The organism is Bradyrhizobium ottawaense (assembly GCF_002278135.3).
GTDB lineage: Bacteria > Pseudomonadota > Alphaproteobacteria > Rhizobiales > Xanthobacteraceae > Bradyrhizobium > Bradyrhizobium ottawaense.
Genome location: NZ_CP029425.2, coordinates 4,811,501 through 4,826,132 on the forward strand (window position 1 = coordinate 4,811,501; position 14,632 = coordinate 4,826,132).

The following is a 14,632-nucleotide window of genomic DNA, read 5'->3' on the forward strand; positions in this document are numbered from 1 at the left end:
ATCACTCCAGATTCTGGACCTGCTCGCGGAACTGCTCGACCACGTTCTTCATGGCGAGGCCCGTATTGGTCAGCTCGATGTCGTTCGACTTCGAGCAGCAGGTGTTGACCTCGCGGTGAAACTCCTGCGCGAGGAAGTCGAGCTTGCGGCCGATCGGGCCACCCTTGCCGATCAGCTCGCGCGCCTGCGCGATGTGGGAAGCAATGCGGTCGAGCTCCTCGCGGATGTCGGCCCGGGTGGCGATCAGGATCGCCTCCTGCATCAGGCGGTCGGAATCGAAACGGTCGGAGGTGTCGAGCAGGCTCGCGATCTGTTCGGCGAGCCTGGCCTTGATCGCCTCCGGCTTGCGGCCGGGCGCGGCTTCCGCCCTCTTCGCCAATTGCTCGACCTCGTCGACCCGCTGGGTCAGGATCTGCCCGAGCGACGAGCCCTCGCGCTTGCGCATCTCGACGAGATCGGCGAGCGCCTTGTCGAAAGCCTCGGCGGCGGCGATCCGCGCGGCCTTGTCCTCCTCCTCCTCGCCCTCGGGCTCGGCAACCTCGACGACGCCCTTGATGGCGAGCAGGCCGTCGATGCTCGGCGCCACCGCGTCGACCTTGCCGGCGATCATGGCGGCGGCCTTCAGCACGGCGTTGAGCACGTCCTCGTTGACGCGGACAGAGGCTGCGGCATTGGCGCGCTTGACGGTGAGATTGGCGTAGACGGTGCCGCGCGACAGCAGCTCGCCGGCGCGTTTCTTGGCGTGGGCCTCGAGCTCGTCGAACCCCTGCGGCAGCCGCACCCTGAGGTCAAAGCCCTTGGCGTTGACCGACTTCAATTCCCATTCGAAGGTGTACGGCCCGCTAGCGCCGTGGCATCTCGCAAAGCCGGTCATGGACGACAGCGCCATCAGGTCAAATTCTCCAGAAACACGGGATTCGCGAGGCATCAAGCCACGCGAAACTTAAGACTATTTTGCAGGAAAGTGGAATCCGCAAAGTCCCGCAAGCAGGTCTGCAACGCGCCTAGCGCTGGACCACCGGCGGCGAGGGCTGCACCGCGCCCTGCCGCGCCGGTGCTGGAGCGGCGGGGCGTGCCGCCGGCGGCTTTTTCTGCTGGTTGGGCCGGGCCGGCGTGGTCGCCGTCGGTGTATCGGCAGCTCCGGGTGCGACGGCGGCGGGCGGCGGCGCATCCTCGGCCGGCTCCACCGTGTCGTTCTGGATCTGCTTTTCCATGGCGCGGAGCTTGGCGACGTTCTTCTGATGGGCGTCGTAAGTCTCGGTGAAGGCGTGCCCGCCGGTGCCGTCGGCGACGAAGAAGAGGTCGCGGGTGCGGGCCGGATTGGCGGCGGCTTCCAGCGAGGCGCGGCCGGGGTTGGCGATCGGACCCGGCGGCAGGCCCTCGATCACATAGGTGTTGTAGGGCGAGGGCTGCGTGATCTCGCTGCGCTTGATCGGGCGGCCCAGCGTGCCCTTGCCGCCGACGAGGCCATAGATGATGGTCGGATCCGACTGCAGCTTGATCCGCTGCTTCAGCCGGTTGGTGAACACCGCGGCGACACGGCTGCGCTCGTCGGGCTTTCCGGTTTCTTTCTCGACGATGGAGGCGAGCGTCACCAGCTGCTCCGGCGTCTTGACCGGAATGTCCTGATTGCGGCGCTCCCAGATCTCGGCGAGCACGCGTTTGTGCGCCTGCTGCATGCGCTGGACCACCTGATCACGCGGGGTGCCGCGCGGGAATTTGTAGGTCTCGGGCAGCAGCGTGCCCTCGCGCGGCAGCTCGCGCACGCTGCCGGTGAAGATGTCGTTGTCGGACAGGCGCGCCACGATCTGCTCGGAGGTCAGACCCTCCGGAATCGTGACGGCATGCTGCACCACCTTGCCCTCGACGATGGTGGCGATGACGTCGCGCAGCGATGCGTTCTTCTGGAACGAATATTCGCCCGGCTTGAGGTCCGAGCTCGCCTTCAACGCGGCAACGCTGGCGATGAACACCCACGGGTTGATGTCGGTCACGCCTTCCCGGTTCAGCGTCTCGGCGATGTCGCGCTTGCCCGCACGCTGGGGGATGTTGACGATCTTGTCATCCTTGAGCGGCCCGGGCGCCTCGAGCACTTGCCGGCCGTAATAATAGATGCCGCCGGCGCCGAGCATGGCGATCAGCAGGAGGGTGATGATGGCGTTGCCGACGACCACGAAAGGATTGCGCGCACGGTCCGATCGCTTCGGCGGCGGCGGGACCTGCTCGGGCTCGAGCGCTGCCCGCGGACTCCGGGGCGAAATGGGCGGCCTTTCACTCATCGAAACAACCTGAATCCTGCCGGTTCAATCGCGGCCCGACAATCGCTTGCCCTGCCAAATGCACGCGCCCACTTCCATGACTATCGCCGAATACGGCAAAACGGTGGATTCGTCTCAAACTTAAACTAACTGGCGAGGCGCCGGACGATCACCGACGCATTGGTACCGCCAAAACCAAACGAGTTCGACAGGGCGACGTTGACCTCACGCTTCTTCGCCGTATGCGGCACGAGATCGATCGCAGTCTCCACCGACGGATTGTCGAGGTTGATCGTCGGCGGCACGACATTATCGCGAATCGCGAGAATGGCGAAGATCGCCTCGATCGCACCGGCCGCGCCGAGGAGATGACCCGTCGACGATTTGGTCGAGGACATCGCAACCTTGGAGGCGGCATTGCCAAGCAGACGCTCGACGGCGCCGAGCTCGATCTCGTCGCCGAGCGGCGTCGAGGTGCCGTGCGCGTTGATGTAGTCGAGATCGGAGGCGGTCAGGCCGGCGCGCTTGAGCGCGGCAGACATGCTGCGGAAGCCGCCATCGCCGTCGGGCGAAGGCGACGTAATGTGATAGGCATCACCCGAAAGACCGTAGCCGATCACCTCGGCATAGATCCTGGCGCCGCGGCGCCGGGCGTGCTCGAGCTCCTCGAGCACCAGGACTCCGGCGCCCTCGCCCATCACGAAACCGTCACGGTCCTTGTCGTAGGGACGCGAGGCCTTTTCGGGTGCCTCGTTGAAACCGGTCGACAGCGCGCGCGCGGCGTTGAAGCCGGCAATGCCGATGCGGCTGATCGGCGATTCCGCGCCGCCAGCGACCATCACATCGGCATCGCCCAGCGCGATCAGCCGGGCGGCATCGCCGACGGCGTGTGCGCCGGTCGAGCAGGCCGTGACCACCGAATGGTTCGGTCCCTTCAGTCCGTGCGCGATCGAGACGTAGCCGGAAGCCAGATTGATCAGGCGGCCCGGAATGAAGAACGGCGACACCCGGCGCGGTCCGCGCTCCTTGAGCAGGATCGCGGTCTCGGCAATGCCGTTGAGGCCGCCGATGCCCGACCCGATCATGGTGCCGGTTGCGCATTTGTCCTCTTCGGTCTCGGGATGCCAGTTGGCGTCGTCGAGCGCCTGGCCGGCTGCGGCCATGCCGAAGATGATGAAGTCGTCGACCTTGCGCTGGTCCTTCGGCTCCATCCACTTGTCGGGATTGAAGGTGTCGTTGGTGCCGTCGCCGCGCACGACCGTGCAAGCGTATTTGGTCTGAAGATCGGAGACATCGAAGCTCTCGATCCTGCGCGCACCGCTCTCGCCGTTGAGGATGCGCTTCCAGGTCGGTTCGACGCCGCAGCCGAGTGGCGACACCATGCCGAGACCAGTGACGACAACCCGCCTCATATCCGAAAACTCCGCATCGAAAGATTCACGGCCAATAACAAGAAACCGGCTGACCGCTGGGAAGCGGCCCGTCCGGTTTCAATGTTGTCCCCGCGAAATGAAGAGCCTTAGCTCTTCGCGTTCTTCTCGAGAAACTTCGTGGCGTCGCCGACGGTGAGAATCGTTTCCGCAGCGTCGTCCGGAATCTCGCAACCGAATTCTTCTTCGAACGCCATCACCAGCTCGACGGTGTCCAGACTGTCGGCGCCGAGGTCGTCGATGAAGCTCGCGGCGTCGACAACCTTCTCGGGTTCAACACCAAGGTGTTCGACCACGATCTTCTTAACCCGTTCGCCAATGTCACTCATTGCATAACCTCGTGTTGTTCCCTGTAGACCCGACCCCCCGGGACGATACGAGCCGTCGTCGTGGTCGTGTTACTTGCCTTCGCTTACGAACTTTGATTTGGCCCCATCCTAACCGATACAGGGCCCGGCGAACGACGGCCAAGGCTCCGCATCGCCAATATACAGGGTTTCAAAAACCTGCAATGGCGTTCTTTGCCCATCCGTTGAGCGTCCGGTTATCATACTTCAATTGCCTTGACTACAAGCCTCATTTCCCTCCGGAAACGGCCGTTTGCCGCATCCCCACAGCCCATGTGGGCAGTGCGGAACGAACGCTTCAGATCATGGCCATGCCGCCGTTGACGTGAATGGTCTGGCCGGTGACGTAGGCTGCTTCGTTCGAACTGAGGTAGACGGCCGCCGCCGCGATATCCTCGGGCGTTCCCAGGCGGGCGGCCGGAACCTTGGTCAGAATCGTTTCGCGCTGCTTGTCGTTGAGCGCATCGGTCATCGGCGTCTTGATGAAGCCCGGCGCGATGCAGTTGGCGGTGACGCCGCGCTTGGCGTATTCGGCCCCCAGCGTCTTGATCATGCCGATCAGGCCCGCCTTCGACGCCGTGTAATTGCCCTGCCCGGGATTGCCGGTGACGCCGACCACCGAGGTGATGGCGACGATGCGGCCGAAGCGCTTGCGCATCATCAGCTTGGTGGCGGCGCGCGCCAGGCGGAAGGTCGAAGTCAGATTGATGTTGATGACCTCCTCCCAATCCTCGTCCCGGAGCTGCACGAAGAGATTGTCGCGGGTGATGCCGGCATTGGCGATGAGGATGTCGACCTGGCCCATTGCCGCTTCCGCAGCGGGCACCAGCGCCTCGACCTCGTCGGCCTTGGAAAGATTACAGGGCAACACAAAGGTGCGCTCGCCGAGCTTGCCGGCAAGCTCATCCAGCACCTCCTTGCGCGTTCCTGATATCGCAACGGTCGCACCCTGCGCGCGCAGCGCCTGCGCGATCGCGCCGCCGATGCCGCCGGTCGCGCCGGTGACGAGCGCTTTTTTACCAGTCAGATCGAACATCGAAAAACTCCTCCAAAGCACGATCCGGAAAAGTGCGCAGCGGTTTCCGAAAGATCGTGCGTAAACTGAAAAACTCAAGCGCGATGAGCAATCATCGCGCTTTAGCCCTGCTTGGCAGCGGCCAATGCATCCTTGGCGGCGGCAATGTCGTTCGGGCCACCGACTGAGACGCCGACGGCGCCGTCCGCGATGCGCTTGACGAGACCCGACAGGACCTTGCCGGCGCCGATCTCGAAGAACCGCGTGACGCCCTGCCCTGCCATATAGGCAACCGACTCGCGCCAGCGCACGGTGCCGGTGACCTGCTCGACCAGGCGGCGACGAATCTCGTCGGGATCGGTGATGGCGCTCGCCAGCACGTTCGACACCAGCGGCGCGGCCGGGGCCTTGATCGTGACCTTCGACAGCGCTTCTGCCATGGCGTCGGCAGCGGGCTGCATCAGCTTGCAATGGAACGGGGCGGACACCGGCAGCAGCATCGCGCGCTTGGCGCCCTTGGCCTTGGCGATCTCGACGGCGCGATCGACCGCGGCCTTGTCGCCCGAGACGACAACCTGCCCGCCGCCATTGTCGTTGGCGGCCTGGCAGACCTGCCCCTGCGCCGCCTCCTTGGCGACCTCGATGGCCGCCTCGTAGTCGAGACCGAGCAGCGCGGCCATCGCGCCGGCGCCTACCGGGACGGCCTTTTGCATTGCGAGACCGCGGGTGCGAAGCAGGCGGGCGGTGTCTGAGACCGTCAGGCTGCCGGCCGCGGCCAGCGCCGAATATTCACCGAGCGAGTGGCCGGCGACGAAGGCCGCATCTCGTCCCACGGAAAATCCCGCCTCAGCCTCCAGCACGCGCAGGGTGGCGACAGACACCGCCATCAGCGCCGGCTGGGCGTTTTCGGTGAGCTGGAGGGTTTCGGCCGGACCATCCCAGATGATCGCTGTCAGCTTCTCCCCTAGCGCGGCGTCGACCTCGTCGAACACGACGCGCGCCACCGGAAAGGCATCGGCCAGGGCCTTGCCCATGCCGACCGCCTGGGAACCCTGCCCAGGAAATGTGAATGCAGCCGTCATCGGCGCTCCCTGCTTGTCGGACACGATCCCTGCGAGAACCGGCAGCCGATTACGCACGGCGTTAGGCCATGGTTCCGGATCGTGCTCCAAAGGGGGCCGTAGACACTGTCCGGGGCCGGACTGTCAAGCCGAGATGGGAACTCCGAGCAGCACTCAACTGGGGATGCGCCCCCTCAAAACCCACCGGCGGTCTGGTTGGCGTCGACCTCCGCTCCGGCCCGCGCACGGCGCGCGCTGCTCGCCAACTGCCCCGGCCGATCCTCCCTGTCAGGCTTTGCGGTCGCCAGCCGCAACACCGCCGCGTAGTTCGGCTGCACCTCCATGCGGCCGGCGTGCCGGCTCTCGCTCAGCAGGCGATGGACCTTCGGCAGATTGTAACAGGGCACGTAGAACAGCAGATGATGCTCGAGGTGATAGTTGACGTAGTACGGCGCGATGAACAGGCGCTCGAGAACATTGGCATGCGTGGTGCGGGTGTTGCGCAGGGGATCGCTGCTGTCGGGGACGACGGCATGCTCTGCAATGTTGCGGATGCGGGTGATGACCATCATCCAGGTCAGGAGCGGCACCAGCCAGAGCAGCGGATAGGCCCACCATACGCCGGCCGCCGCGAGCGCTGCGAACATCGCGGCGTTGAGGAGGCATTGCGGGCCGAGCTTGTCCCAGAAATGCGCCAGACGCTGCCGCCACGGCCAGTCCTTCGGCCCGAGCGCATTGAGCAGCTGCGCCTTGCGCTGCTGGTAGCCGGTCTGCCCGGTGATGTCGCGAATGAACTTGCGGCGATAGCTGAGCTTGGTGATCGGAAACGGCGCCGACAGCACGAGATCGGGATCATCCTCCTGCTGGGTGCGCGCATGGTGCTGAAGGTGGTAACGCCGGTAGCTGCGCGTCTCAGCAAACAGCGGATAGGCGCAGAACCACTGGCTCAGGGCCAGATTGGTTTTCTCATCAGTGGACAGGCAGCCATGTGCGCCATCATGCATCAGGATCGCGAGGCCCAGCTGGCGCGAGCCGATGATTGCGACGGCGAGGACATAGGTGACCGGATTGGGCCACCACGCGACCAAGGCGATCGCGCCAATGATCAGCGCCCAGGCGTGCGCGATCAGCGCAACACCTTTCCAGGTCACACGCTCTCGCACGTCGGCAAGCTGGTCGTCGGTCAGGAAATCGCGGGCACGCATGCGAAGCGCGGTCATGGCCTAGCCTTCCTCGTTCGAATTGCTTGATGCCTCGCGCCCCTCGACGAGACGCAGGCGCGCCGTGTCATCCGATTTCGCCTGCTCGCCGAGCACGCGCAGCATCTCGGCGCAGAGCGCCTCGGGCGAACGGCCCATGGCGTAGCCTTCGAGAATGACGCCGATGGCGACGGCCCAGAACCGCCGCGAGCTTTCGTCGGGCGCGCGCAGCGAGCGCCAGCCGTGCCGCGCCACCTGGCTTGCATAGGCGCGCGCGCCTTCGCCGTGCAGGCGCTCGATCGTGCGCTCGACCAGCGGTGCGAGATCCTGGCGGCGCCGCGTCAATGTCAGCGCCTCGGCAAAGAAAGCCACTGAATCGCTCGCCGTCACGGTCTCCGCGAGCGCATGCGTGTAGTCCCGTGGCGTGCGCGCCTTCAGCGCCGCCTGCTCGGTCGCACGCGCCAGATACAGCAGCTCGCGGCAAGCGCATTCGACGAACAGCGCCTCCTTGGTGCGGAAGTAGTAGGTGATCTGGCTCGGGAATGCGTCCGCGGCGGCCGCGATGTCGGTGATCGCCGTGCCCGAAAGTCCCCGCTCCCGGAACAGGGGGCTTGCCGCATCCAGCAGCAGCGAGCGCATCTTGCGCCCCGCCGACCGTGTGGCCCGCGTAGCGTGCTTCGGATCGCTTGCCGACGCCTCAAACGGAGTCTGGATCGATTCACCCGCCATCAGCACCTCCCGATCCATTATTTGTATGACATACAAACAAATAGGTCAAGCCGGCACGGGAGCGTGGGTTTGGCCCCCTGCCAGCACCGCCCGGCCGGAAACGGGGCACTCCAACCTTGCCAAGTCAGCCAAAATCCGTATAAGGCGCGCATCCGCAGACCCCGGCCGGGAGCTGAACGGACGGTCTCAGCAAGTCATTCGTGATTTTGGTGTGGCAGGGCCAGTCGGCCCGTCGTCCCGTGTTTCCGCCTTCTGAGCTTAATCCCAGAGTCCTTTCCGAAGGCCTCTTAAGGGCTTGACGCCGGGCGATGCGCCAACATGAGGAAAGGACCACCATGGCTCTTTATGAGCATGTCTTTCTCGCGCGTCAGGACGCGAGCACGCAGCAGGTCGAAGAACTGACTGCGCAGATGACCGGTATCGTCGAGGGTCTCGGCGGCAAGGTCACCAAGACCGAGAATTGGGGCGTACGCTCCCTCACCTACCGCATGAACAAGAACCGCAAGGCGCACTTCGTTCTGCTCAACATCGACGCGCCGTCCGCGGCGATCGCCGAGATCGAGCGCCAGGAGCGCATCAGCGAAGACGTGATTCGCTATCTCAGCGTCCGCGTCGAGGAGCTCGAGGAAGGCCCGTCCGCGATGATGCGCAAGGCCGACCGTGACCGCGAGCGCGACGACCGTGGCGGCGGCTTCCGTGGCGACCGCGAAGGCGGTGGCTTCCGCGGCGACCGCGAGGGTGGTTTCCGTGGTGGCGATCGTGACGGTGGTGGCTTCCGCGGTGACCGCGGCCCGCGCCGTCCGCGCGAAGAAGCTGAAACCACCACCACGACGGACGGGGAGTAAGAACAATGGCTGAAGCTGGTGCACGCCGCCCATTTTTCCGTCGTCGCAAGAGCTGTCCGTTCACGGGCGCCAACGCTCCCAAGATCGACTACAAGGACTCCAAGCTGCTGATGCGTTACGTCTCCGAGCGCGGCAAGATCGTGCCGAGCCGCATCACCGCGGTGTCCGCGAAGAAGCAGCGTGAGCTCGCCCGCGCCATCAAGCGCGCGCGGTTCCTGGGCCTGTTGCCCTACGTCATTCGCTGATACGACCAATTCGACCGGCGGCGTCACGCCGCCGGTCGCGACTTTTTTGAACTCATAAGGCTTCCGGGTCGTCCGGTCGCCGATGGTTGGGGCGAGATGCCTCTAACCGCTCGAAGGGAGCGGGACAGCTGATGATGGCCTTTGTGCTGATAGCCCTGATCGCCGGCGCTGCGTCGGCCCTGATGTTCGCCTCGATCATTTCGGGCGCGCTGATCTCGCTCGTCCTGTTCTATCTCGCACCGCTGCCGCTGATGGTCGCCGCGATCGGCTGGGGACCGCTTTGCGCAAGCCTCGGCGGCATCGCCGCCGCGATCGGCCTCGGTGCCCTGTTCGGCCTGCCCTATTGCATCGCATTCGCCGTCACCGTCGCGCTGCCGGCCTGGTGGCTCGGCCATCTCGTGCTGCTCAGCCGTCCTGTGGGAAAGGTTGCCGTGGGACATGCCGCGCCAGACGGCGCCGCGCCCGCCGAACCTGACCTCGAATGGTATCCGGTCGGCCGCATCCTGCTGTGGCTCGCCGGCTTCGCCACGCTGACCACGATCGCCGCCCTGCTCACGCTCGGGACCGACGCCGAGACCATCATCGGCACGCTGCGGCGCGGCCTGATGCGCCTCCTCCGGGCCACCGACCCGCAAAGCTCCGGCGAAGCCGGCCAGTTCGTCGACGCGCTGGTGCGGATCGCACCGGCCGCGGCGACCATCATCGCGATGATGACACTGACGCTCAACCTCTGGCTCAGCGCCAAGATCACGGCGACCTCGGGCCGGCTGCGGCGCCCGTGGCCGGACATGATGACGGCGGAGCTGCCGCCGATGACGCTGGTGGCGCTCTGCATCGCGCTCGCCTTCTGCTTCACCGGCGGGCTGCTCGCGATCGCGGCACAGATCACCGCGGCCGCGCTGATGATGGGCTATGCGCTGACCGGCTTTGCGGTGCTGCATACGCTCACGCTGACGCTGAAGAGCCGCACCTTCTGGCTCGGCTCAACCTACGCCGTCGTGGTCGTGTTCGGATGGCCCGTGATCGCGATGGTGATCCTCGGACTTGCGGATGCCGTGTTCGGCTTCCGCGAACGCTTCCTGCGCAGCCGGCAACCGCCGCCGCTGCCGACCCCTTGAGTTCAACCCCGAAACCGAAACCGTACAGAGCACTTCAAAAGGAGAACGAATATGGAAGTCATTTTGCTGGAACGCGTCAACAAGCTCGGCCAGATGGGCGAAGTCGTGAAGGTTCGCGACGGCTATGCCCGCAATTTCCTGCTCAAGCGCGGCAAGGCATTGCGCGCCACCGCCGACAACAAAGCCAAGTATGACGGCATGAAGGCCGAGCTCGAGGCCCGCAACCTCCAGAGCAAGGGCGAGGCGTCAAAGGTCGCCGAGAAGATCGCGGGCAAGAACATCATCGTGATCCGCCAGGCCTCGGAAGCCGGCCAGCTGTTCGGCTCGGTCAACGTGCGTGACATCGTCGTCGCGTTCGAAGCCGACGGCATCTCGCTGGCCCGCCCGCAGGTCCAGCTCGACGCGCCGATCAAGACCATCGGCAAGCGCTCCATCACCGTTGCCGTCCACCCCGAGGTCGAGGTCGAGATCACCGTCACGGTTGCACGCAGCCAGGACGAGGCCGAGCGCATCAACCGCGGCGAGGACATCTCGACCCGCAACGAGGACCGCGACGCGGCCGCCGAGGCGATCGCCGCCGCCGGCGAGTTCTTCGATCCGGAAGCCGAGCACGACGAAGCCGAGCCCGCACCGGCCGCGGAAGAGAAGTAAGCCTCGCATTCATACGCGAAGCGAAGCCCGGTCGCCTCAGGCGGCCGGGCTTTTCGTTTTGACGGCGACGTCCTCGCTCAACATCGCGATCGAGGCCAGCGCCGTCGCCGTGTGCTTCTCGACACCGTCGCTGACGCAGAACACGTCGGCCGCGACCACCGACACCTGGCGGCCCGGCTTGATCACCCGGGCACGACAGATCAGCTTCTCACCGACCGCGGGCGACAACAGGTTGAGCTTGTATTCCGCCGTCAGCGCCGGCTGGCCGCGCGAGGTCGCGGCTGCGATCGTCGTGGCGTTGTCGACCAGGAAGGCGGTGACCCCGCCGTGGAAGAAGCCGTGCTGCTGCAGCAGCTCCGGCCGGCGATCCACAGCAATCGTGCAGGTGCCGCGCGACAATTCCGAGAGCTCGGCGCCGACCAGGTTCATGAAGCCTTGTCGGCCGACATTGGCGTGGATGCGTTCGGCCACAGTGGCGAATTCGGGATCTGCTGCGGCGCTCATGAGGCCTCTCCTTATGTCTTGTTGATGCGTTCGGGCGGCCTCAGCGCACGGCCGGCACAGGCGATCAGCGTGTCAGCCTCGACGCGGGGATCGGCGCGGTCGCGTCCCGACAGGAAGGCGCGGCAGAAGATCTGCGCCGGCCCGATGAGCTGGCTGACGAACATCACCGGCGTCATCGGCAAGAGCTCACCGCTTGCAACCAGCGGCGCGCGCCAGCGCTCGATACCGTCGGCGAGCCGCGCATTCTGCGCGCGCTGGGCGTCGCGAACGTCCTCGCCCCACTCGCTCCGCGAAATCTCGAACAGGTAGCGCGCCTCGCGCCGGCTGGTCGCGACCCAGTCGAGATGGGCCCGGATCAGCCGATCGATGCCCCGCTCCGCATCGGGCACGGGATCGAGCGCCGCCAGCACCGCGGCGTGATAGTGCCGCAAGACCTCCAGGAACAGCGCACCGGCGAGCTCCTTCTTCGAGCCGAAGGCGTGAAAGAAGCTGCCATTGGAGGCGCGGGCCCGGGTGCGGATCGCGGCCACCGTCGCGGCCTCGAATCCGATGCGGTCGAACACGATCAGCCCGGCTGCCAACAGGTCGTTCCGCACGCTCGCCGTCATGGACGCCTCCTAGAGTATTACTCTAGAGCAATACTCTAGACGCGGTCAATGCAATGCGGAGGCCGCGATGAACGCGGCCTCCGCATGTCGATCAAAAACGTCGCTGGCTTAGCGCGAGATGGGCGGCGTTGGCGGACCGGAGGACTCGGCCGGCGCAGCAGGCGGGGCTGCAGCGGTCGCGGGCGGTGCCGGCTGCGGCTTGGCCGCCGGTTCGGAGCTGGCCGCAGGCGGGGCCGGCTTGGGAGCGGCCTCTTCCGCCGGTTTGGGCGCGGCTGGCTCGGCAGGCTTCGCAGCCGGCGCTACCGCCGGGACTGGATCGGGCCGCAGCGCCGGAGCTTCGCTGCCGCGGGGCTCGACCTTGGCGCTGTCAGGCCGGGTCTCAACAGGCTTCTCGGACGCCTTGCCGCTGTCGGGCTTGGCCTCGTCGCGACCGGGCTCGACCTTGGCCGTGTCGGGCTTGGACTCAGGTTTGAACTCGGGCTTGGATTCGCTTTTCTTCTCGTCAGTGGATGGCGCGGCGGCGTCGACCTTCGGCGCCTCCTCGGTGCCGGGCTTGGCGCGGCGCTTGCCCTTGCGTCCCTCGGGCGCAGCCTGTCCCTCGGGCTTCGTGCCCTCCTCGACCGGCCGTGCGGCACGCTTCTGGCGCGCACCTTCCGATGCGGGAGCAGCGGCCTCGCCGTCCGGCCTGGCTGCGTCCTGGGCGCGCGGGCGGCGGCCCTGATGCTCGGGATTGGTGCTCGCGTCCTTCTCCCTCGCGCCGTCCTTCTTGCCGTCCTTGGCCTGGTAGCGCGTGTCGGTGGCGCCGTTGGAGACGAGATAGGAGGCGAGGATGCCCGCCATGTCCGAGCTCGTGGTGTAGTGCTGGCGCAGAAAGCCCGGCAGTGAGCCCGGCGCGACGGACTTCAGAAGTCCGCGCGGGCTCTTGTGGCACGCATTGCAGGTCTGCGCGAAAAGCTGGGACGGGGTTTTGCCGGCCTCGAGGTTGGTCACCTGCGCAAAAACGGTATCGGCCGCGCCGAAGCCGATCAGAAGCAATACCGTCGCGAGGCTGAGCGCTCGGCTCGACATTCCCATCATCTCCATTGAATTCCGAGAGTTGCAGCCAGCGTGCGGCGCGGCAGCGGTCACCTTTTATCCGATTGAGCCACGAATGGAAGCAGGCACCACGCGCAAGGATGTGATTAAGCGGTTTGCGAATATCGGCTGTGAACTCAGCGCATTAGCGCAGCCGATCCTGCCTCCCTAAATTTGGATGCAAGCGCATAGGAACCGCCGCGTCACCTGGGCGTCAGAAGTGAAGGCCGGGTTAGTCGCATCCCTTCGGGTTCGCTCGAGAGGAAGGTGTCGATGGACCTCTTGTTGCGTAGATTTCTGTCTCAATTCATCCGCCGCGGCACGATGACGGTGACCGGCTCGAGCGGATCGAAGTTCACCGTTGGAGACGGCACTGGCGAACCGGTCGCGGTGCGCTTCGTCACCGCGGAGGCGGAGCGGAAGATCCTCGTCAATCCCGAGCTCGGGCTTGGCGAGGCCTATATGGACCGCGAGTTCATCGTCGAGCGCGGCACCATAGCTGATGCCCTCGCGATCCTGCTCGATCAACCCGACCTATTGCCGCAGTGGGCAAAACCCTGGTGGCGCCTGCGCTATCTGACGCGGCATCTGAAGCAGTTCAATCCGCGCTCGCGCTCCCGCCACAACGTCGTGCATCACTATGATCTCGATGCCCGGCTCTATTCGCTCTTCCTGGACGCCGACAAGCAATATAGCTGCGCCTATTTCGAGACGCAGGACGCGACGCTCGACGACGCGCAGATCGCCAAGAAACGGCACATCGCCGCAAAGCTGCTGGTCAGGCCCGGCCAGCGCGTCCTCGACATCGGCTCCGGCTGGGGTGGGCTCGGGCTCTACCTCGCCGAGATCGCCGCCGCCGACGTCACCGGCGTGACGCTGTCGAGCGAGCAGCTGCAGCTCGCCAACGCGCGCGCGGCCGAAAAGCGCCTGACCGGATCGGCCAGATTCCTGCTCCAGGACTATCGCGACATCGAGGGCCCGTTCGACCGTATCGTCTCCGTTGGCATGCTCGAGCATGTCGGCGCCCGCTTCTACGACACCTACTTCCAACGCTGCGCCGAGCTGTTGGGCGAGAACGGCATCATGCTGCTGCACGCGATCGGCCGTTCGCAGGGCCCGGACTCGACCAATCCCTGGATCGCCAAATACATCTTCCCCGGCGGCTACATCCCGGCGCTGTCGGAGGTGCTGCCGGCGATCGAGCGCGCCGGCCTCCTGGTCTGCGATATCGAGATCCTGCGCCTGCATTACGCGGAAACGCTGAAGGCCTGGCGGGAACGTTTCATGGCACGGCGCGAGGAGGCCGTGCAGCTCTACGACGAGCGCTTCGCGCTGATGTGGGAATTCTATCTGGCGGCCTGCGAGATGACGTTCCGCAAGCAAGCCATGATGAACTTCCAGATCCAGCTCACCCGGCGCCAGGGCGTGGTGCCGATCACCCGCGACTACATGCCGCGTGAAGAAGCCCGGCTGCGAGCTCGCGAACGCGCGAGCAAGCCCAGACTGAAATTGGCTGGTGAATAGGTCCTAGTCTGGTGAATAGATCCT

The 14,632-nt window shown here is 65.6% G+C and carries 16 protein-coding genes; 5 read left to right on the plus strand and 11 right to left on the minus strand.

Features of this window, described 5'->3' with window-relative positions; translation table 11 throughout:
- Nucleotide 1 precedes the first annotated feature (1 nt).
- The 8 genes from CIT37_RS23130 to CIT37_RS23165 form a co-directional block, all read right to left on the minus strand.
- Nucleotides 2-889, minus strand: coding sequence for a YicC/YloC family endoribonuclease (locus CIT37_RS23130; RefSeq protein ID WP_038946510.1), 888 nt, complete (start codon nt 887-889; stop codon nt 2-4).
- 115 nt (nt 890-1,004) lie between these two features.
- Nucleotides 1,005-2,279 (minus strand): endolytic transglycosylase MltG, encoded by a 1,275-nt coding sequence (gene mltG / locus CIT37_RS23135; protein ID WP_028145022.1) that lies wholly within the window; start codon nt 2,277-2,279, stop codon nt 1,005-1,007.
- Nucleotides 2,280-2,404: 125 nt separating this feature from the next.
- Nucleotides 2,405-3,670, minus strand: coding sequence for a beta-ketoacyl-ACP synthase II (fabF, locus tag CIT37_RS23140; protein ID WP_095424743.1), 1,266 nt, complete (start codon nt 3,668-3,670; stop codon nt 2,405-2,407).
- A gap of 107 nt (nt 3,671-3,777) precedes the next feature.
- A complete protein-coding gene (locus tag CIT37_RS23145) occupies nt 3,778-4,017 on the minus strand; it encodes an acyl carrier protein (RefSeq protein ID WP_008130699.1) in 240 nt (79 codons plus the stop codon).
- Nucleotides 4,018-4,333: 316 nt separating this feature from the next.
- On the minus strand, nt 4,334-5,071 hold the full coding sequence (gene fabG / locus CIT37_RS23150; RefSeq protein WP_095424742.1) for a 3-oxoacyl-[acyl-carrier-protein] reductase: 738 nt from the start codon (nt 5,069-5,071) through the stop codon (nt 4,334-4,336).
- A 101-nt stretch (nt 5,072-5,172) separates the two neighbouring features.
- Nucleotides 5,173-6,132: an ACP S-malonyltransferase gene (fabD, locus tag CIT37_RS23155; protein ID WP_095424749.1), complete on the minus strand. Its 960-nt coding sequence runs from the start codon at nt 6,130-6,132 to the stop codon at nt 5,173-5,175.
- A 173-nt stretch (nt 6,133-6,305) separates the two neighbouring features.
- A complete protein-coding gene (locus CIT37_RS23160) occupies nt 6,306-7,331 on the minus strand; it encodes a fatty acid desaturase family protein (RefSeq protein ID WP_095424741.1) in 1,026 nt (341 codons plus the stop codon).
- Between the two features lie 3 nt (nt 7,332-7,334).
- Nucleotides 7,335-8,039, minus strand: coding sequence for a TetR/AcrR family transcriptional regulator C-terminal domain-containing protein (locus CIT37_RS23165; protein ID WP_095424748.1), 705 nt, complete (start codon nt 8,037-8,039; stop codon nt 7,335-7,337).
- Nucleotides 8,040-8,374: 335 nt separating this feature from the next.
- Here CIT37_RS23165 and rpsF point away from each other — a divergent pair, with 335 nt between their 5' ends.
- From rpsF to rplI, 4 genes are all read left to right on the plus strand, one after another.
- Nucleotides 8,375-8,884 carry a 30S ribosomal protein S6 gene (gene rpsF / locus CIT37_RS23170; protein WP_028145028.1) on the plus strand — a complete coding sequence of 170 codons (510 nt, stop codon included), beginning with the start codon at nt 8,375-8,377 and terminating at the stop codon, nt 8,882-8,884.
- Between the two features lie 5 nt (nt 8,885-8,889).
- A complete protein-coding gene (rpsR, locus tag CIT37_RS23175; RefSeq protein ID WP_007592020.1) occupies nt 8,890-9,129 on the plus strand; it encodes a 30S ribosomal protein S18 in 240 nt (79 codons plus the stop codon).
- 131 nt (nt 9,130-9,260) lie between these two features.
- Nucleotides 9,261-10,247 (plus strand): membrane protein, encoded by a 987-nt coding sequence (locus CIT37_RS23180; RefSeq protein ID WP_028145029.1) that lies wholly within the window; start codon nt 9,261-9,263, stop codon nt 10,245-10,247.
- A gap of 51 nt (nt 10,248-10,298) precedes the next feature.
- Complete coding sequence (gene rplI, locus CIT37_RS23185; RefSeq protein WP_028145030.1) at nt 10,299-10,898, plus strand: 50S ribosomal protein L9; 600 nt, start codon at nt 10,299-10,301, stop codon at nt 10,896-10,898.
- 36 nt (nt 10,899-10,934) lie between these two features.
- Here the strand turns inward: rplI and CIT37_RS23190 are convergent, their stop codons facing one another.
- From CIT37_RS23190 to CIT37_RS23200, 3 genes are all read right to left on the minus strand, one after another.
- Complete coding sequence (locus CIT37_RS23190; protein WP_038946502.1) at nt 10,935-11,402, minus strand: PaaI family thioesterase; 468 nt, start codon at nt 11,400-11,402, stop codon at nt 10,935-10,937.
- 11 nt (nt 11,403-11,413) lie between these two features.
- Complete coding sequence (locus CIT37_RS23195) at nt 11,414-12,010, minus strand: TetR/AcrR family transcriptional regulator (RefSeq protein ID WP_028145031.1); 597 nt, start codon at nt 12,008-12,010, stop codon at nt 11,414-11,416.
- A 108-nt stretch (nt 12,011-12,118) separates the two neighbouring features.
- Entirely contained in the window at nt 12,119-13,078 is a 960-nt protein-coding gene (locus CIT37_RS23200; RefSeq protein ID WP_161966463.1) for a hypothetical protein, read from the minus strand.
- A 279-nt stretch (nt 13,079-13,357) separates the two neighbouring features.
- Between CIT37_RS23200 and CIT37_RS23205 the strand changes: the two genes are divergently transcribed.
- Nucleotides 13,358-14,608, plus strand: a complete 1,251-nt coding sequence (locus CIT37_RS23205; RefSeq protein ID WP_161966464.1) for a cyclopropane fatty acid synthase — start codon at nt 13,358-13,360, stop codon at nt 14,606-14,608.
- The last annotated feature ends 24 nt before the right edge of the window (nt 14,609-14,632 follow it).